The following is a 17,126-nucleotide window of genomic DNA, read 5'->3' on the forward strand; positions in this document are numbered from 1 at the left end:
CTATGTTAAACTAAGTATTTTTGTTAATAATTTAGCACTAACTTTATTTAACCCACTACAAAACAACAACTTAACACCTAATTTATCTAATTTAAATTTATAATTACTGTTAAAATAAGCTTTTTTCAAGACCACTTCACTTATTAATTTTTTGTCTTTAGATTTTACAGCCTTCCTTAAAGTATAAAAATATATTAAATTACTATATCTAATTAAATTTTCTTTCACTTCATTTTCTAGCCTTTTATTATTATTAACATAATTATCTAACCTAATAAATGCATTTAGTAAAGTTATGTATTTTTCTGAAAAACCAGAATTAACTGCAGAATTGTCTCGAACGATATAATTAAAGTAAGGAAAAGAAAGGTATAAAACTTCTTTTGCCTTCAACATACATTTTATTTGAAATTCTTGATCCTCTCCATTAAATGTGCTTTCATCAAAAAATATTTTCTCATCAATAACTAACTCTCTTTTAACTACGAATGAACACATACATTGATAAATTTCCTTTTTTAAATAGCTATTTAAAAAAAAATGGCTTTCAAATACCCGTTCATTAAACTCATAGCGAGACATTTCATCCTTTATAACCTTATTTTTAATAATATTATAACCAAAAGATACGATCTCAACTTTATCAATATTTTTTTTAATAAAAACATTAACGTCTTCAAATAAATTTGGTTCAATTGTATCATCTGCATCTAAGAAAAAAATATAATCTCCCGTAGCTTCTTTAATTCCTACATTCCTTGCTGCCGAAACTCCCTTATTTTTTTGATTAATAATTTTTATCTGATTATGATTTTCATAATTAGATATTACGCTAATGGTATTATCTGTTGAGCCATCATTTATTATAATGATTTCAATATCTTTATATGTTTGAGATAAAACAGAATCAATAGTATTGTTTATATAATCCTCTACATTATAAGCAGGTATTACAATTGTGTACTTCATTAAATTTTATTTTTTTTACTAACTATATCTATATTGATTTTAATAAAACCTAGGGTCTATCAATGTATTTTTCGCTCTTGTTATTTTTTTCATAAATCCAAGCTATTAAATATAAAACTAATATTATAAATGCATATTTATTATATCCTAATGACATAGCCTTGGCTTCTAAAATCAACATATATAAAAGCAAAAAAACAATAAATAATTTGTCATTAAAAATTACTTTTTTATTAAACAAGATACCAACAGAACTAATATAAAAATGATAACTTATTACTAAAACTACCCAGAAAAACCCGCCAAAAAGCAAATTACGAATATAACCAACATCTGTTAACATATAATATTTACCAGTTATAGGGTCTGTAAATACACCATCTCCTATAAAAAAAGTTGTTGATGAAATCGGAACCGACCACATTTCCATTAGCTTATTAGTAGAACCTGTTTGTGCTACGCCCGAAGATTCGTATTTATAGTAAAACTCGAATACAAAAGGGAATACTCGCTCTAGCAATAACTCTGAAAAAGCGGGAAGTAAAAAATAAACAGCCATTATACATACAACTAACAAAGCAATACCAAAAAAAACATTTCTTAGTTTTATAAGCACTTTACCTTGTGAAAAAATATAGTAAACTACACCTAAAATTGCCCCAACAAAAGATGACCTTCCTGCAAAAAAAGCACCAAGCACCAAAATAAGCCCTAGTATTATAGTAAAAATAGTAGCTTTTTTATTCACAATGTATAATTTAAAAAAAAATAAAAAAGCAAAACCAAAACCCACAGCAAGCCCCCAACCAGCAGAGCCTGTAAGTGCCAGCCCTCTAACTCCGCCATAACCTTCATACATTAATTCTATTTGCTCAGCTTTGTATGTTAAATGTACAACTGATGCAAAAGCAGGTACTATAAACGCAACTATTTCTACAACAGATTGCATCAAAAAAGCCCATACTATTAGATAACCAAGGTACACTGTATATCTATCTCCTTTATAATCATAAAAAATATAGCTAATCACAAAAATAACCATCACTATTTGCACTATTTGCGATATGAGATTTTTATTATAGGATAGATCAAATGTAGAGTGAATTAAAGAAATAACTATATTAAAAGCAATCATAACAAAAACCCAAACAAAAAGCATTGCTATTTTTCTATTTACAAGCAATTTAAAACTGTCGTTTATAAATTTAGGTTTTAATAAAGCTCCTAAAAAAAGCACTATTCCCACCGCCAACATAGAACTATTAATGGGTGGCACTATGTAAAAACCATGTATCAATAAAAACATTAAGAAGACATCTATCTTTTTAATGGGTTGTAATTTTATCATAATGACTTATATCCTTTTATTTTATGTAAAATAAATTGTGTTTCATTATATAATTTTATAGCAACTCTTTCTAAAATATTTTTTGAAAAAAACTTCTGCAAAGAAGTTTTATTTTTAAAATATGCTCTGTCCTGTTCTATATGACTATTTGCTAGATCTTTTGGGTGTGACAAAGAGTTTTTATAAAATATTTTTATATCAGTATCTTTAAAAAAAACGTCCCATTTATCGGCTAAAGTTAGATTTCTCTCTTGATAGTCGACAATTGCTTTTGCACTATTTTTAGTTACCAAATAACAACAGGTTCTAAACACATGACGGTAAGAAAACATACTTATTTCTGTTAACCCCTCATATTTAGATTTTTTACCAAATTGATATTTTCGTGCATTTAATCCTTCCTGCCCACCACAAATTAATAACGAATTTGGATGAACAACGGTTGTTAAAGAAAAAATATCATCAATATTTTTGTCATTTCCTATCACATCGTCTTCCAAAATCAATGCAAATTCATTATCGCTATTTAAAAAAAGTTTTAATGCTTTTATATGACTCAGTGTACATCCTAATTCAGCTGGTGACAACACTTTATTAGTTCTTCTATAATAGTCAATTATTGAATTATAATATGACTTTGCTGTAATTTTACGTCCATCTACTGCAGAAACTCTTGTAATATTAGGATAATATAAAGGAAAATCTTTTGCTAAAGTTTCTCGTCTTTGCGTATCTTCATCCAATGAAACTAAGTAAATAGGAATTTGATTATTTTGTTTAAGATTTAAATTCATTATTTTTTACTTATTTTCTTATATATGTATTTTGCTGGAGTTTCTAATTTTGTGATTTTTAATAAGCTCTTTATTTTTGGTATAAGTTTTAGTCCTTGATAATATAAAACTTGCTTAATATAATAAAAATGTTTCTTGATAGTCTTTTTTTCTATCATAGCATCCATAATTTGATAATCATTTTTATCTTTTGTATTCAAATTTTTATTATACCGATTCCTTTTCATTTTATATAATTGTTTGTAAGAAACAAACTTTAAATCATTAAAGTAAAAATAATTTGTAGGGTTAAATATTAAATCTGTTTTTTCTTTATCATGAAAAACTAACTCCTCATCATGATCCTCTATATCTAAACTTTCAAAATCCTTTAATTTATCTTTTCCTGCAATAAAATAATCTATGTCAGATGCTTCTCTTACACCGTATAAAGACAACATTATGCCCCCATCTAATAATACGTTTTTAAAATCAACTTTATTTTTTAAAATAGTAATTTTAAATTTCTCTATTTTTTCATGAGTAGATAAAATTGTATTTGGTTTTGCATGGTTTAAAAAATGAATACTGTTATTATTAAATAGCATCCTAGATAATTGTACTGCCTCATCTTTTGTATCAGTAATATGTATAGAATGTTTACCAACATTAAATAACTTTCTAACTTCTTCTTTTATTTCTAATACTTTATCTAAACTTTCTGCTTGAAAAGCTATAGCTCTTAAAGCAGATTTATTTTTAAAACATTCTACTAATTTCTTTTTAACACCTTTAAAATTATTCTTTTTATTACCTATCCAATTTTCCCCAAAATATACTTCTGACAATAAATTATGAGCTCCATTATTATTTAGGTCAACATTTTTACGGTATACAATATTAGGTATTATTTCTTCAATTTCATTGTCTTTACCTTGTGCTGTTGGCCAGAGCAATGCTATATAGGTATTCTCTGAATACTCCACATATTTTGTTGCTACCTCATCTAAAATATCATCCGCTACATTACGATTATAAAAAAAATTATAATCATATTGATGAGCTTCTAACATAGTATTAACTACTCTTAATTCCTTTTTAAGGTAAATACAAATAGCAGTTCTATGTGCGCCATTTAAAATAGTACCGTCTTTAGATAAAGGTACTAAACTTGTGTTTTCATTAAATCCATTTGCATTAATATCTTCATAAAGAGATTTAAAAGTATTAATAAATTTATTTAAACTATTTTTATCTTCATTACCTGGCTCTTTATAAGAGCCTAAAGAAAAAGCTCTAATATGTTCTTTATAAATATCTTTTGCTCTTTTAGTCTTAAAATTTAGAATTGATTCTAAGAATAAAATTTTAAATGCTAAATCAAACCTATTATGTGTTAATACAGGTACTTCATTATGAACTTCAACTTCGACAGAATCAATATTATTGTAAATAAAAGACTCCACTTTATTCTTAACAGCTTCTTTATTTATTACTGCTTTATTCTTCATGTTTTTTATTTTTTAATTGATTAAGACCCCAAGTAAAGAAAAGAGCTTTAGTTTTTTGTTTGAAAATTATTTTAGTATCTCTATTAAAATAATCTAATAAATAGTTTGCACAAAACAATGAAATTAAACTAGATACAGCAGCTCCATCAATACCTATTTTGGGAATCAGAATAAAGTTTAAAGGTATATTTATTAAAACTCCGGTTAAATGCCTATACATTGTTATTCTTTGCAAGCCTTCGTTTATTAAATAGCGTCCACTAACAACAGCCAAACCAATTAAGATCACAGTCCAAAAATGAATCTTTAATACATTAGCTGATTGTGAATATTGAGCCCCAAAAACAAAATTAATTATATGTTCTGAAAAAAATGTAATAAATATTGCTAGCAAAAACAATATTGATGTGACGATATTATAGATATTTTGAAATTTATACATGTAAAGTTTATTATTCTTTTTTCTATACTTTAATATAGAAGGAATAATAGAAAAAGCTACCATTGCAGGTATAAAACTCACCATATCACTTATTCTAGTAGCCGCAGAATAATAACCAACAGCTGTGTCATCCATCATTTGTCCTATCATTACTTGGTCTATTTTTGAATAAATAATCCATGCTGATGATGAAATTATTAAAGGCCAACTATCTCTTAATAAATTTTTCGCTTTGTCTCTTTTAAATTTCCAATTAAAAAAACTACTCTTATTTTTTTTATAAATTAAAAAGAAAAAAATAAACACAAGTATACTTTCCAACAATATTGCTAACACAAACATCTTTAAAGATGCCTCAAAGTAAATTAAAGCTAACTTAACAGTCCCTACTATCAAAAAAGCACTGTTTTCTACAATAACAGTATATTTTGACGCTGTTTGAGATTCATACCAAAATTTTATTACATCAGCTGATTTAAAAATCAACATAAAACCAAGCACTAAACTTAGTGAAATGGTAACGTTATCATCTGGTCGTAGAGTATAAACCAATAATAAAAAGAAAAAGAAAGATATTATTCCTCCTATTAATTTCAAACCAAAAGCTGTACCCAAAATTATTGGCGCCTCTTTTTCTTTAATTAATAAATCCCTTACAACTATTCCATTTAAACCTAATGCAGAAAAAGCGATAAAAAGAGAAATAAGAGCTGTAATGTAATTTAACAAACCATATTGAGTAGGTCCTAAATACCTTGAAATCATTGAAATTACGAAAACACCAAATAGCATCTTTAGTATTTTATCAAAAAAAAGCCAGGATATATTAAATATAATTTTTTTTGCCCCTGAATTAAGCTTTAATAAAGAAAACAACCGCTTTTTAAGCATAAAAAAATGAAATTAATTTACTTTTTTTAACAACCATAATAAAAACATCTATATATCTAGCTTCCTTTTACTGATTTTCTCTTTAAATTCATAAATCAAATTCTTCCCTACAACATTTCCAACACCAATAAAAACACCTAACATACCCCATACAACTATAATTAAAATACGCTTTGGCTTTGATTTATCAACTGGGACACTTACCGGATCTATTACCGTGAAAATAGGCGTATCTTCTTTTAGCTTTATTTTCTGAGTTTCTAGCTGCTTCGCCAACTCAGAATAAATACTGAATGCTAAATTATATTCAGCTTGTAAACTTTCTAACCGCGACTGTGAGCGAGAGGTAATTAAACCTTGATTGCGATCTCTATAAGATGCCAAAGCAGCCTGTTTCTTTTCGAAATCTTTTTTTAACTCGGCATAGCGTTCTTCTATAAATTCAAACTCATCTTTAGTTTTTTGTATTTTAAAATTAGTGATTGCTTTTTGTAATAGTTCTTGTACCTTTTTTGTCATTTGTGCTGCAGGCAATGCTTCTGGCATGGAAAAAAACAACTCTATATAGCCTTCTTTTTCATTAACATTAACACTTAATTGCTCTTGTTGCATTTTAAAAAGTATATTCTCTTCTTTTGTAATTTTATGGATGCCATTAAGAGAATCTACATTTAACTCTTCAATACCACCAGTTCTTAATTTAGCAATAATTTTACCTGGTAAGCCTATAGTATACTCTTTAAGAAAACGTAATAAATTAAATTGCTCATGTTTAGTATAGTACTCTTCGTAACTTACAGTATTACTTATATGAGAAAAACTTAAGGGTGTTTGTAGTAACTCTTTTTGAAACGGAATGCTTTGTACGATTTTAGGATATAAGGCCGGTGGAATCCCTTCTTCATTTCCTCCTCCTAAATTGATCCCTGCCATGGCTGCTAAGCCTCCTAAATTACCCGACACTTTGCTACCACCTGTTTGGGGTACTAAGGTAACTGACGCTGTATATTCTTTAGCTGAAAAAATAGCGATAAATAAACCGATACATCCGAATACCATAACAAAACGAATGATAGTCTTCTTGCCTTGTAAAATAGTTTTAAACAATGCTAATAAATCTATTTCGTCTTCAGCTTTATAAGTATTTTTATTTTCCATTTTAAAATTACTTATTATCTGTTAAACTTTTTACCAAAACACCCAACGTTGCCAAACCTGTAGTAATTGCAATAACTTCTTGAGTAGAAATCTTTCTAGTATTTTCAGGTTTATTAGGTATTAAAATTACTGAACCTGGTTTTACAGTAGGGTACGATTTAAAAAACAAAAAGCGTTTGGTTGTTTTTATATCTCCATTTGCATGAATAACATAGGCCCTGCTCTTTTTTGCATTAGCTGAAAATCCTCCAGAATTTTCTATATAATGTTTAAAACTCTTCCCTTTTTCGTAGCGAACTAACGATGGTGATAGTACCTCTCCTTCTACTTTTACGGTTTGTCTTTCTGAAGGAATAAACAACTCATCTCCTTCTTCTAAAATCAAATCGAACTTTGAATCTTTACCATCTTGGGCTAAAATTTCATTTAATTTAATACCAATCTTAAAAGTATTTTTTTGTTTTATTTCATTTGATGTGTCGGCTGTTAAACTGTCTTTTTTAGCAAAGTCTGCTATCATTTCTAATTGTTTAACATCTTCTACCTTATTGTTTTTTCTTGTTAAAAAAGCGCCTTCTATATATGCGTATTTTGTTAACCCACCTGCTTGTACTATTAAATCTGAAATTCTTTCATTTTTACCGCCTAAAGAATATTCGCCTTCAAAATTAGCTTCTCCTTTTATAAATACCGTTTTTTGTTTTGTATACCCTTTTAAATAACGTACTGAAACAATATCAAAAGGTTGTAATGTAAAATTATTACTAACAGTACCTCCTAAACTACCACTGGCTTTTAAATCAAAGTTTTCACTTATTGTTTCGAAACTACCATCTTTTAATCTCCTAGAAACATCTATCATTGTAGCGTCTGCCCCATCTTTTAACCCTCCTGCAAGCGCAATTAAATCTTCTACTTGCATGCCTTGCATAAAATCGAATTCATCTGCCTTATTAACAGCTCCGTTAATAGTAATAAATTCTTTTTCTTTTAACTCTTCTTTATAAAAAACATATACGCTGTCATTTTCTTTCAATAATAAGCTTTCATTTTTACTTCTTAACGAAAATGAAATGGTCTCTTTATTTACCTTATCGTAAGTTCTTACAATAATACCTCTATCTAAAAAGGCTTCTTTGGTTACACCTTCAGCTTTTGTTAATAAAGATGCTAATGACAAATTTTCTTTATACTCATATTTACCGGGCTGAAAAACTGCTCCCGCAACACTAACTTTATTTAAAAATTGATTAGACACTTTATTTATTTTTATAAAGTCTCCATCTTTCAATTTTTCTTTAGTGAAAGCTGCTAACGGAATCTCCACTAATTCTTTTTGCTTTCCATTAACTCTTTCAATAATGATATTTTGTTTGTATGCATCAAAAACAAAACCACTACAATATTTTATTAAATCAACTACTGTTTCAGTTGCTTTCATTTCATATAAACCAGGTCTTTTTACGGCTCCTTCAATAGTTACTATTTTATCATAAGGTTTAACAATGATAACATCTTGATCTTGCACTGTGATATTACCTGTCTCAGAACCATTGATTAAAAAATCATAAAAATCAAAGTCGGCTACTTTTTCTCCCCCTCTGAACAATCGAATATTTCTAAACGTTCCGTTTTCAGTGGGTCCACCTGCTGCGTATAAAGCATTTAATACGGTAGAAAAACCACTTAACGAGTAAGACCCTGGTACTTTAACTTCGCCTACAATACTTACTTGCACATTGCGAACTTCTTTAATAGAAACAGCCATGTGTACTTTGTTATAACTATTAGACGAAGCGCCAATACCAGCATAAATTCTTTTTAAATAATTCTTTATTTTAGATTTTGCTGCTTTTATAGGTAAACCTACTAATTGAATATAACCAACACCTTGAATATTAATTGCACCTTGCCTATTTACTTTCTTCTCGTAATTAGCTTCAGCAGCACCCCATAAATCAATTGAGAGTATATCTCCGCTACCGATTACATAATTTTCAGGCGTTGCTATATTTAAGTTTGGTGTGAATGTAATATTTGGATTGTTAAAAAAGTCATACCCGAAAAGTAAAGATTCTTTAGGTTCCACCTCTTCTTTGCCTGTCAATCCAAAAAGCAATTGATTACTCGAAGTACTGTTATTTCCTTGCGATTCATCTATATTCGTATTTTGATTATTGGTTGAAGTACCTAAATTTCGAATTCTAGCTTGTAATTTCTGGGCTTGTAGCTCAGACATCCCTCTTGTTTTGGCTATTGACAATGCCTGTTCTAAAGTATACCCTTCTTTTTTAATTTTATCACGATAATTCGCTACTTGTTCATCTGACAAGTTATCTACCTCAATAGTATTCATTTGTTGCTGAATACTCTGAGCATAATTTGTAAAACTAGCGAATACGAAAAGAACTATAAAAACACTTTTTAAGACTTCTTTTCTTCCTATTTTATTTGTCAACTGCATAATTTTTAAACCAATTAATGAATTCTTTAATTCCCTTACTTAGTAAGGTATTGGGTTTATAGTTATAATCTTTCATTAGATCATTAACGTTTGCCCATGTTTTTTCAACGTCTCCTGGCTGAATTGGTAGCAGCTCTTTCTGAGCTTCTTTACCTATATTTTTTTCTATTTCTGATATAAAATCTAATAATTTCACCGAATTATTATTTCCTATATTGTATACTTTATATAGCGTCCTGTCCTTTATATCAGATACTAAAACGCGTTCTATTCCTGCTACAATATCATCTATATAGGTAAAATCACGCTGCATTTTACCATAATTAAAAACTTTTATAGGGCGATCGTTTGATATGGCATCAGCAAATAACATAGGAGCCATATCGGGTCTTCCCCAAGGTCCATACACCGTAAAAAAACGCAATCCTGTTGTAGGTATTTTATATAAATGGCTATAGGTATATGCCATTAATTCGTTGCTTTTTTTGGTCGCTGCATATAAACTCACAGGTGTATCTACCTTATCTTCTTCTGAAAAAGGTATTTTTGCATTTGCCCCATATACACTAGAACTACTCGCATATACTAGGTGTTTTATGTTGTTATAGCGAGCGCATTCTAAAATATTTAAAAAACCTACGATGTTACTTTGTATATAGGCATCCGGATTTTCAATACTATAACGAACCCCTGCTTGTGCTGCTAAATTACAGACTACGTCGAACTTTTCTTGTTCAAATAATGCAACTAAAGCTTCTTTGTCCTCTAAATTTATTCTCCTAAATTTAAAGTCACTATACGTGCTACTTATATTTTCTTTATGAAAAGCAGCAGCTGTTTCTTTTTGTACGCCCAATTCTTTTAAACGATCGTACTTTAAATCAACATTATAATAGTCATTAATATTATCGATTCCTATAACAGTATAACCTTTATCTAATAGTTTTTTTGACAAATGAAAACCAATAAAACCCGCAGCTCCTGTAACAAGTATTTTCATGTATGCTAGTTTTGTTTTCCTATTTGATAATATTCAAAACCTTTATCTTGTAAATTGAAAACATTATACTGATTTCTACCATCAAAAATAATAGGAGTATTAAGTTGTTGTTTTATTTCTGAAAAATCAGGAGAGCGGAACTCTTTCCATTCTGTTAACATAATTAAAGCATCTGCTTCTTTTAAAACCTCATATTTTGATTCGAAGTATGAAATACCATCAACCCCTTTTAAATAAAAGTGTTGTGCTTCCTCCATCGCTTTTGGGTCGTACGCTTTTATTGTTGCTCCACGTTTTACCAATTCTTTTACTACATAAATAGCGGGTGCTTCTCGCATATCATCGGTACCTGGTTTAAAAGCCAGTCCCCAAAGAGCAAAAACCTTTCCTGATAAATCTTCACCAAATCTTTTTACGATTTTCTCTGCAATCACAAACTTCTGTCGATTATTAACCTCTTCAACAGACTTTATTAACTCAGCATTGTACCCGTGTTCTTGGGCAATTTTATTTAAGGCCTTTACATCTTTAGGAAAACAAGAACCTCCGTACCCTGCTCCTGGATAAATAAAACTGTATCCTATTCTACTATCTGAACCGATACCAATACGGACTTGGTTCGCATCTGCGCCTACTTTTTCACAGATATTAGCAATCTCGTTCATAAAAGAAATTTTAGTCGCTAACATGGCATTGGCTGCGTACTTTGTCATTTCTGCTGAGCGAATATCCATGCTAATAAGACGGTCGTGTGACCTTAAAAATGGGCTATACAGTTCTTTCATGGTATCAAAAGCATATTCCGATGCTGCGCCAATAACAACTCTATCGGGCTTCATAAAATCATCGATGGCGGCTCCTTCCTTTAAAAATTCAGGATTTGAAACTATATCAAAAGCTATCTCTTCTCCTCTGCTAGCTAATTCTTGTTGAATGGCAACTTTTACTTTATCTGCTGTACCAACTGGCACGGTAGATTTATCAACCACCACAAGTCTTTTAGTCATTTTACGGCCTATTTCTTTGGCTACAGACAATACATATTGTAAATCTGCAGAGCCATCATCGCCCATAGGAGTTCCTACAGCTATAAAAACAACCTCAGCATCTCTTATCGCTTCTTCTAACTTGGTGGTGAAAAACAGGTTTTTATTTGCGATATTTTTCAACACCATATTTTCTAAACCTGGCTCATAAATAGGAATAATCCCTTCATGTAGCTTATCTATTTTATGTGAATCAATATCTACACAAGTAACCCTGTTTCCCATCTCAGAAAAACAAGCCCCTGAAACCAAACCTACATATCCTGATCCGACAACTGCTATATTCATTCTTCTTATTATTTAAGCTTATTATTTTCTTTTTCAGCTACCTCCTTACGCAATTCGCTGCTAGAAAAACGATGTTCTCGTTTGTTATAAAATAAGGTGATGCCTTTTTCTTCACAGTAGGTACGCCCTGTAAAATTTTTATCAGCATATTCATCTCCTAAAATGCGTATGTCTATTTTAAAAGATTGCAATACATCCTCTAAGTCTTGCTCTGTAGTATACGGCACTATCTCATCAACATATTTACATCCTTTTAGCTGAATGTATCTCTCTACAACAGATTGTATGGGTTTGTTTTTTTCGGGTCTATCAACCGTAGGATCTGTTTGTAGACCACAAATAAGATAATCGCACTGTTCTTTTGCGTCTTCAAGCATTTTTACATGACCTGCATGTAGTAAATCGAAAGCACTAAAAGTAATTCCTATTTTCATATTTTTTCTTTTCAGCAAATATAGTTTTATCTATTTAAAAACAAATGTTTCTCCCCTAAATTAACCAATTCTGTATTTCTAATATCATGTACAATTTCTATAGAAGCCTTTGCATCCATCAACCCAAAACCATTTCCTTTTAAAATACCTTTATAACTTTCGGTATGTAATTCTGTAAATCCGCCGCTAAACTCTATTTCTTCTCCATCAACGGTTATAGAACGGTAAGTTCTTTGTCCGACTTCTTGAATTTGCTTTGGCAATGAATTTTCATCAATCGACAAAAACCAACGTACTCTTGCATTTTCAAACTCTAAATAACCTGCCGACTTGTCTTTTTCTCTTAAATGCACCAAGTTTTCTTGTACATCGCCAAAAATCCAAGATAACATATCATAAAAATGCACCCCAATGTTTGTGGCTATTCCTCCTGATTTACTTTCGTCTCCTTTCCACGAGACATCGTACCAATTACCACGAGAAGTAATATAGGTTAAATCTATATCATATTTCTCTTTTTTATTTTCAGATGCGACTTTATTTTTTAAAGCAATAATACTTGGATGTAACCTTAATTGAAGTATTGTATTAATCTTATTTCCTGACTCTTTTTCGATTGCTTGTAAAGCATCTACATTCCACGGATTTAAAACTAGTGGTTTCTCACAAATAGCATCTGCCCCTCTACGTAAAGCCATTCTTATATGTGAATCGTGTAAATAGTTTGGTGTACAAATACTTACATAATCTAATTGAATATTTTGTTGACGTTTAATTTTTTCAATATGTCGATCAAAACGTTCAAACTCCACAAAAAAATCTGCATTCGGAAAATAACTATCCATCACACCAACACTATCAAATTTATCTAGTGCTGCTATTAAATTACTATTCGTATCTTTTATCGCCTTTAAATGACGTGGTGCTATATATCCTGCTGCACCTATTAACGCAAAGTTTTTCATTATAATGTTTTATCTATTAATTGCTTAGGTAATATATTTTTCACATCATACACCACTCCATTTTCTTTTTTTAACCTCAACAATTCTATTTCTTTAAATTCATTATGCGATACTGCTAAAACAATGGCATCGTATTTTTTTTCATATAAATTGGTTATTAGACCAAAATTATACTCTCTAATAACCTCTTCTTTTTTTGCCCAAGGATCATAAATATCAATATTTACGCCATAACTCCTTAAAGCATGATATACATCAACCACTTTGGTATTTCTAATATCCGGACAGTTTTCTTTAAAGGTTATTCCTAAAATTAAAATTTCAGCATTTTTTACTTTTACATCTTCTGAAATCATCAACTTCACAACTTCTGAAGCCACATGACTTCCCATACTATCATTCAATCGTCTACCCGATAGTATTATTTCTGGATAATAGCCAAATTGTTGCGCTTTTTGCGCTAAGTAAAACGGATCAACTCCAATACAATGCCCGCCAACTAAACCTGGCTTAAAAGGTAAAAAATTCCATTTTGTAGAGGCGGCTTCTAAAACTTCGCTCGTATCAATATTCATCAAATTAAATATTTTTGCCAATTCATTAACAAAAGCTATATTGATATCTCTTTGACAATTTTCAATAATTTTTGATGCTTCGGCAACTTTAATGGATGCTGCCTTATGAGTACCTGCTTTAATAACTGATTTATATAAATCGTCTATTTTTTGGGCGGTCTCTTTAGTAGAACCTGAAGTAACTTTTAATATATTTTCTACAGTACGAACTTTGTCTCCAGGACTTATTCTTTCTGGCGAATACCCTACAAAAAAACCTTGATTCAATGTTAATCCCGATTCTTTTTCTAGCACTGGTACACAATCCTCTTCAGTGGCTCCTGGATATACGGTAGATTCATAAACAACTATAGATCCTTTTTTTAAAACACTCCCAATTGTTTTACTTGCACTTAATAAGGGTGTTAAAATTGGTTGATTATTTTTATCTACAGATGTCGGCACCGTTACAATGTAATAATCGCAGTTTTCAATATCCTTTTCACTACTGGTAACATACAAACCTTTTTCTATGGTAGATTCTTGAACTAAAACGGACTTTAACAAATCATCTGCTACCTCTAACGTTACATCTACACCTGACTTTAATTCGTCAACTCGTTTCGATTTTATATCAAAACCAACTACTGTATATTTTGTTGCAAATAACCTAGCTAACGGCAATCCTACATAACCTAATCCTATAATTGCAATTTTTGGTACACTCATCTTTTTCTTACTACTAAAATAGCTTACGAAATTACAAAAAACATAGTTAACAAAATATTATAAACAAAAAAAAGCCTCACCATTATCTGACGAGACTTTTTCTGTGGGCAATGAGGGATTCGAACCCCCGACCCCCTCGGTGTAAACGAGGTGCTCTGAACCAACTGAGCTAATTGCCCGATGTTTTTTTAATTCCTTTTCGGCTTAGAATATTGTGGGCAATGAGGGATTCGAACCCCCGACCCCCTCGGTGTAAACGAGGTGCTCTGAACCAACTGAGCTAATTGCCCGATGTTTTTTTAATTCCTTTTCGGCTTGGAATATTGTGGGCAATGAGGGATTCGAACCCCCGACCCCCTCGGTGTAAACGAGGTGCTCTGAACCAACTGAGCTAATTGCCCTCAATTGCGGGTGCAAATATAGTATTGTTTTAGAAAAAAACAACATTATTTTATTATAAATTTATAAAATTTCTGCAACAACAAATGTACTACCACCTATATATACTACATCATCTCTACTTGCTTTTAATTTCACTTCTTCAAAAGCCTGATTTACAGAACCAAAACACTCACCGTTTAAATTAAACATTGCTGCTTGATTTTTTAATATTTTTTCTGATAATCCTCGTGGAATATCTGGCTTGCAAAAATAATAAATCGCTTTTACTGGAAACATAGGTAAAATATCCTCCAAGTTCTTATCAGAAACCACTCCTAAAACAATATGTAACTTTTTATACTTTTCATTTTTAAGTTGTTTTAAAGTATAATGTAATCCTTCTTTATTATGCGCTGTATCACAAATTATTTTAGGTTCATCTTGTAAAACTTGCCAACGTCCTTTTAAATTTGTGTTTTTAACTACATTTAATAAACCGTTTTTTATATGTTCTTCTGATACATTAAACCCTTGTAATTGTTGAATAGCTTTTACTGCTGTCTTAACATTTTTAGACTGATAATCTCCCAACAAATCTGTTTTACCCGTAAAATCTTCGTCTGAGGCAAATACAATTTTAGTTTTACAAGCGGTCGCTTTATCTTTAAAAACAGGTGTTGTTTCTTGTTGTTTTTCTCCAATAACGACTGGTACTTTATTTTTGATAATTCCTGCTTTTTCAAAAGCTATCTCGGGCAATGTTTCTCCTAAAAACTGTGTATGATCTAATCCGATGTTTGTTATTACCGAAACTTCTGGAGTGATAATGTTGGTAGAGTCTAATCTTCCTCCTAAACCTACTTCAATAACTGCTATATCTACTTTTTGTTTTGCAAAATAATCAAACGCCATTCCTACTGTCATTTCAAAAAATGATACTTTTTGGGCTTCTAAAAACTGCTTATTTTCAAAAATAAATTCGACAACACTTTCCTGCGTTACTTCTACTCCATTTATTCGAATACGCTCGGTAAAATTTTTAAGATGTGGTGATGTATATAAGCCAACTTTATAACCTGCCTCTTGTAAAATAGCTGCAATCATATGGCTAGTAGAACCTTTTCCGTTAGTTCCGCCTACATGAATGGTTTTAAACTGCAATTCTGGGTTGCCTAAAGTATTAGTTAAGGCATTTATATTAGATAAATCTTTTTTAAATGCTGTTTTACCTTGACTTTGATACATTGGCAATTGCGCAAACATCCAATCTAAGGTTTCTTGATATGTCATAACTTATGGTTTATAAATTCTCGAATTTTATCGAGATGACATTTTAAAATGTTTAATTATTTTGAGAGTAAAAACTTGTAGATAATAGTTCCTCTTTGTTTTTTTGGAGCATTAGTCGTTGAATTCCACTTTGTTTTCATCGCGGCTTCTTTTGCTGCTTTTTCTAAACATGGCGCAGAACTAGTACTTCCTTTTATACCTCCTGTTTGTGCTTTGGTTACTTCTCCTTTTTGATTAACCTCAATACTCACCACTACAATTCCCTCTTCTTGACAATCTGGTTTTTTTATTGGTTTAGACAATGCTTTTCTTCCTGCTAAATTATAATTTCCGTCAGAACCGCTTCCTGAATTTCCGTAATATTTATTAGAATCAGGATCACCTTTTTTAGTTCCTTTTGTCCCTTGTTTTTTATCATCCCCCTCTCCTTGAGTTGTTCCCTTATCTGAGGTTCCATTTAACAAACTATTAAATGCATCGGCTACTTGTTTAGATGGTTTAGGATTTTCTTGAACTTTTTCTTTTTTTACAACCTCTTTTACCACTTTTTTTGCTTCTGATGATTTTTTTACCACTGAAATATCTTTATTAGAATTATCAGTAATTATATCCTCTTTAATTTCTTCTTTATCTGCTTCAACAACTTCTTCTTTGGTAACTTCTTCTTTTACTTCTTCCGCTATGCTAGTATCAAATTTAGTTTCTTCAACAGGTTCTCCACTACCTATATCTGAATTTCCAAAATTAACTACGATTCCATATTCAATTGGCGGATCTAAATATTGCATTCCGAAATTAAATACCCCAAACAATAAAAGTAACAGGATAATAGCTGTAATAACAGCTGATTTTCGTTTATGTGTGGTTTCTAAAACTTGCATTT

Annotated in this window: 14 protein-coding genes and 3 tRNA genes; all 17 read right to left on the minus strand. The window is 30.5% G+C overall.

The window, feature by feature from the left end; translation table 11 throughout:
- Positions 1 to 969, minus strand: a complete 969-nt coding sequence (locus tag BA195_RS09330; RefSeq protein ID WP_068704736.1) for a glycosyltransferase family 2 protein — start codon at positions 967 to 969, stop codon at positions 1 to 3.
- Positions 970 to 1,018: 49 nt separating this feature from the next.
- Positions 1,019 to 2,317: a hypothetical protein gene (locus BA195_RS09335; protein ID WP_141677680.1), complete on the minus strand. Its 1,299-nt coding sequence runs from the start codon at positions 2,315 to 2,317 to the stop codon at positions 1,019 to 1,021.
- A complete protein-coding gene (locus BA195_RS09340; protein WP_068704741.1) occupies positions 2,314 to 3,111 on the minus strand; it encodes a glycosyltransferase family 25 protein in 798 nt (265 codons plus the stop codon). Before BA195_RS09340 ends, BA195_RS09335 begins: the two co-directional genes overlap by 4 nt.
- Positions 3,111 to 4,601, minus strand: a complete 1,491-nt coding sequence (locus tag BA195_RS09345; protein ID WP_068704743.1) for a hypothetical protein — start codon at positions 4,599 to 4,601, stop codon at positions 3,111 to 3,113. Before BA195_RS09345 ends, BA195_RS09340 begins: the two co-directional genes overlap by 1 nt.
- The gene (locus BA195_RS09350; RefSeq protein WP_176714978.1) at positions 4,591 to 5,919 is read right to left on the minus strand and encodes a flippase; all 1,329 of its coding nucleotides are present in this window, start codon (positions 5,917 to 5,919) and stop codon (positions 4,591 to 4,593) included. The genes BA195_RS09345 and BA195_RS09350 overlap by 11 nt, the downstream gene beginning before the upstream one ends.
- A gap of 63 nt (positions 5,920 to 5,982) precedes the next feature.
- Positions 5,983 to 7,092, minus strand: coding sequence for a Wzz/FepE/Etk N-terminal domain-containing protein (locus tag BA195_RS09355; RefSeq protein WP_068704747.1), 1,110 nt, complete (start codon positions 7,090 to 7,092; stop codon positions 5,983 to 5,985).
- Positions 7,093 to 7,099: 7 nt separating this feature from the next.
- A complete protein-coding gene (locus tag BA195_RS09360; protein WP_176714979.1) occupies positions 7,100 to 9,550 on the minus strand; it encodes an SLBB domain-containing protein in 2,451 nt (816 codons plus the stop codon).
- The gene (locus BA195_RS09365; protein WP_068704751.1) at positions 9,540 to 10,556 is read right to left on the minus strand and encodes an NAD-dependent epimerase; all 1,017 of its coding nucleotides are present in this window, start codon (positions 10,554 to 10,556) and stop codon (positions 9,540 to 9,542) included. The genes BA195_RS09360 and BA195_RS09365 overlap by 11 nt, the downstream gene beginning before the upstream one ends.
- A 5-nt stretch (positions 10,557 to 10,561) precedes the next feature.
- A complete protein-coding gene (locus tag BA195_RS09370) occupies positions 10,562 to 11,890 on the minus strand; it encodes a UDP-glucose dehydrogenase family protein (RefSeq protein WP_068704753.1) in 1,329 nt (442 codons plus the stop codon).
- Positions 11,891 to 11,898: 8 nt separating this feature from the next.
- Positions 11,899 to 12,324 carry an adenylyltransferase/cytidyltransferase family protein gene (locus tag BA195_RS09375; RefSeq protein ID WP_068704755.1) on the minus strand — a complete coding sequence of 142 codons (426 nt, stop codon included), beginning with the start codon at positions 12,322 to 12,324 and terminating at the stop codon, positions 11,899 to 11,901.
- A gap of 26 nt (positions 12,325 to 12,350) precedes the next feature.
- The gene (locus BA195_RS09380; RefSeq protein WP_068704757.1) at positions 12,351 to 13,289 is read right to left on the minus strand and encodes a Gfo/Idh/MocA family protein; all 939 of its coding nucleotides are present in this window, start codon (positions 13,287 to 13,289) and stop codon (positions 12,351 to 12,353) included.
- Entirely contained in the window at positions 13,289 to 14,572 is a 1,284-nt protein-coding gene (locus tag BA195_RS09385; RefSeq protein WP_068704759.1) for a nucleotide sugar dehydrogenase, read from the minus strand. The genes BA195_RS09380 and BA195_RS09385 overlap by 1 nt, the downstream gene beginning before the upstream one ends.
- Positions 14,573 to 14,676: 104 nt before the next feature.
- Positions 14,677 to 14,751 (minus strand) — tRNA-Val (locus tag BA195_RS09390).
- Positions 14,752 to 14,787: 36 nt separating this feature from the next.
- Positions 14,788 to 14,862 (minus strand) — tRNA-Val (locus tag BA195_RS09395).
- A 36-nt stretch (positions 14,863 to 14,898) separates the two neighbouring features.
- Positions 14,899 to 14,973, minus strand: a tRNA-Val gene (locus tag BA195_RS09400).
- Between the two features lie 61 nt (positions 14,974 to 15,034).
- Entirely contained in the window at positions 15,035 to 16,243 is a 1,209-nt protein-coding gene (locus BA195_RS09405; protein WP_068704761.1) for a bifunctional folylpolyglutamate synthase/dihydrofolate synthase, read from the minus strand.
- Positions 16,244 to 16,299: 56 nt separating this feature from the next.
- A complete protein-coding gene (locus tag BA195_RS09410; RefSeq protein WP_068704763.1) occupies positions 16,300 to 17,124 on the minus strand; it encodes an energy transducer TonB in 825 nt (274 codons plus the stop codon).
- Positions 17,125 to 17,126 lie beyond the last annotated feature (2 nt).

It is taken from the genome of Tenacibaculum soleae, from assembly GCF_001693415.1.
Lineage (GTDB): Bacteria > Bacteroidota > Bacteroidia > Flavobacteriales > Flavobacteriaceae > Polaribacter > Polaribacter soleae.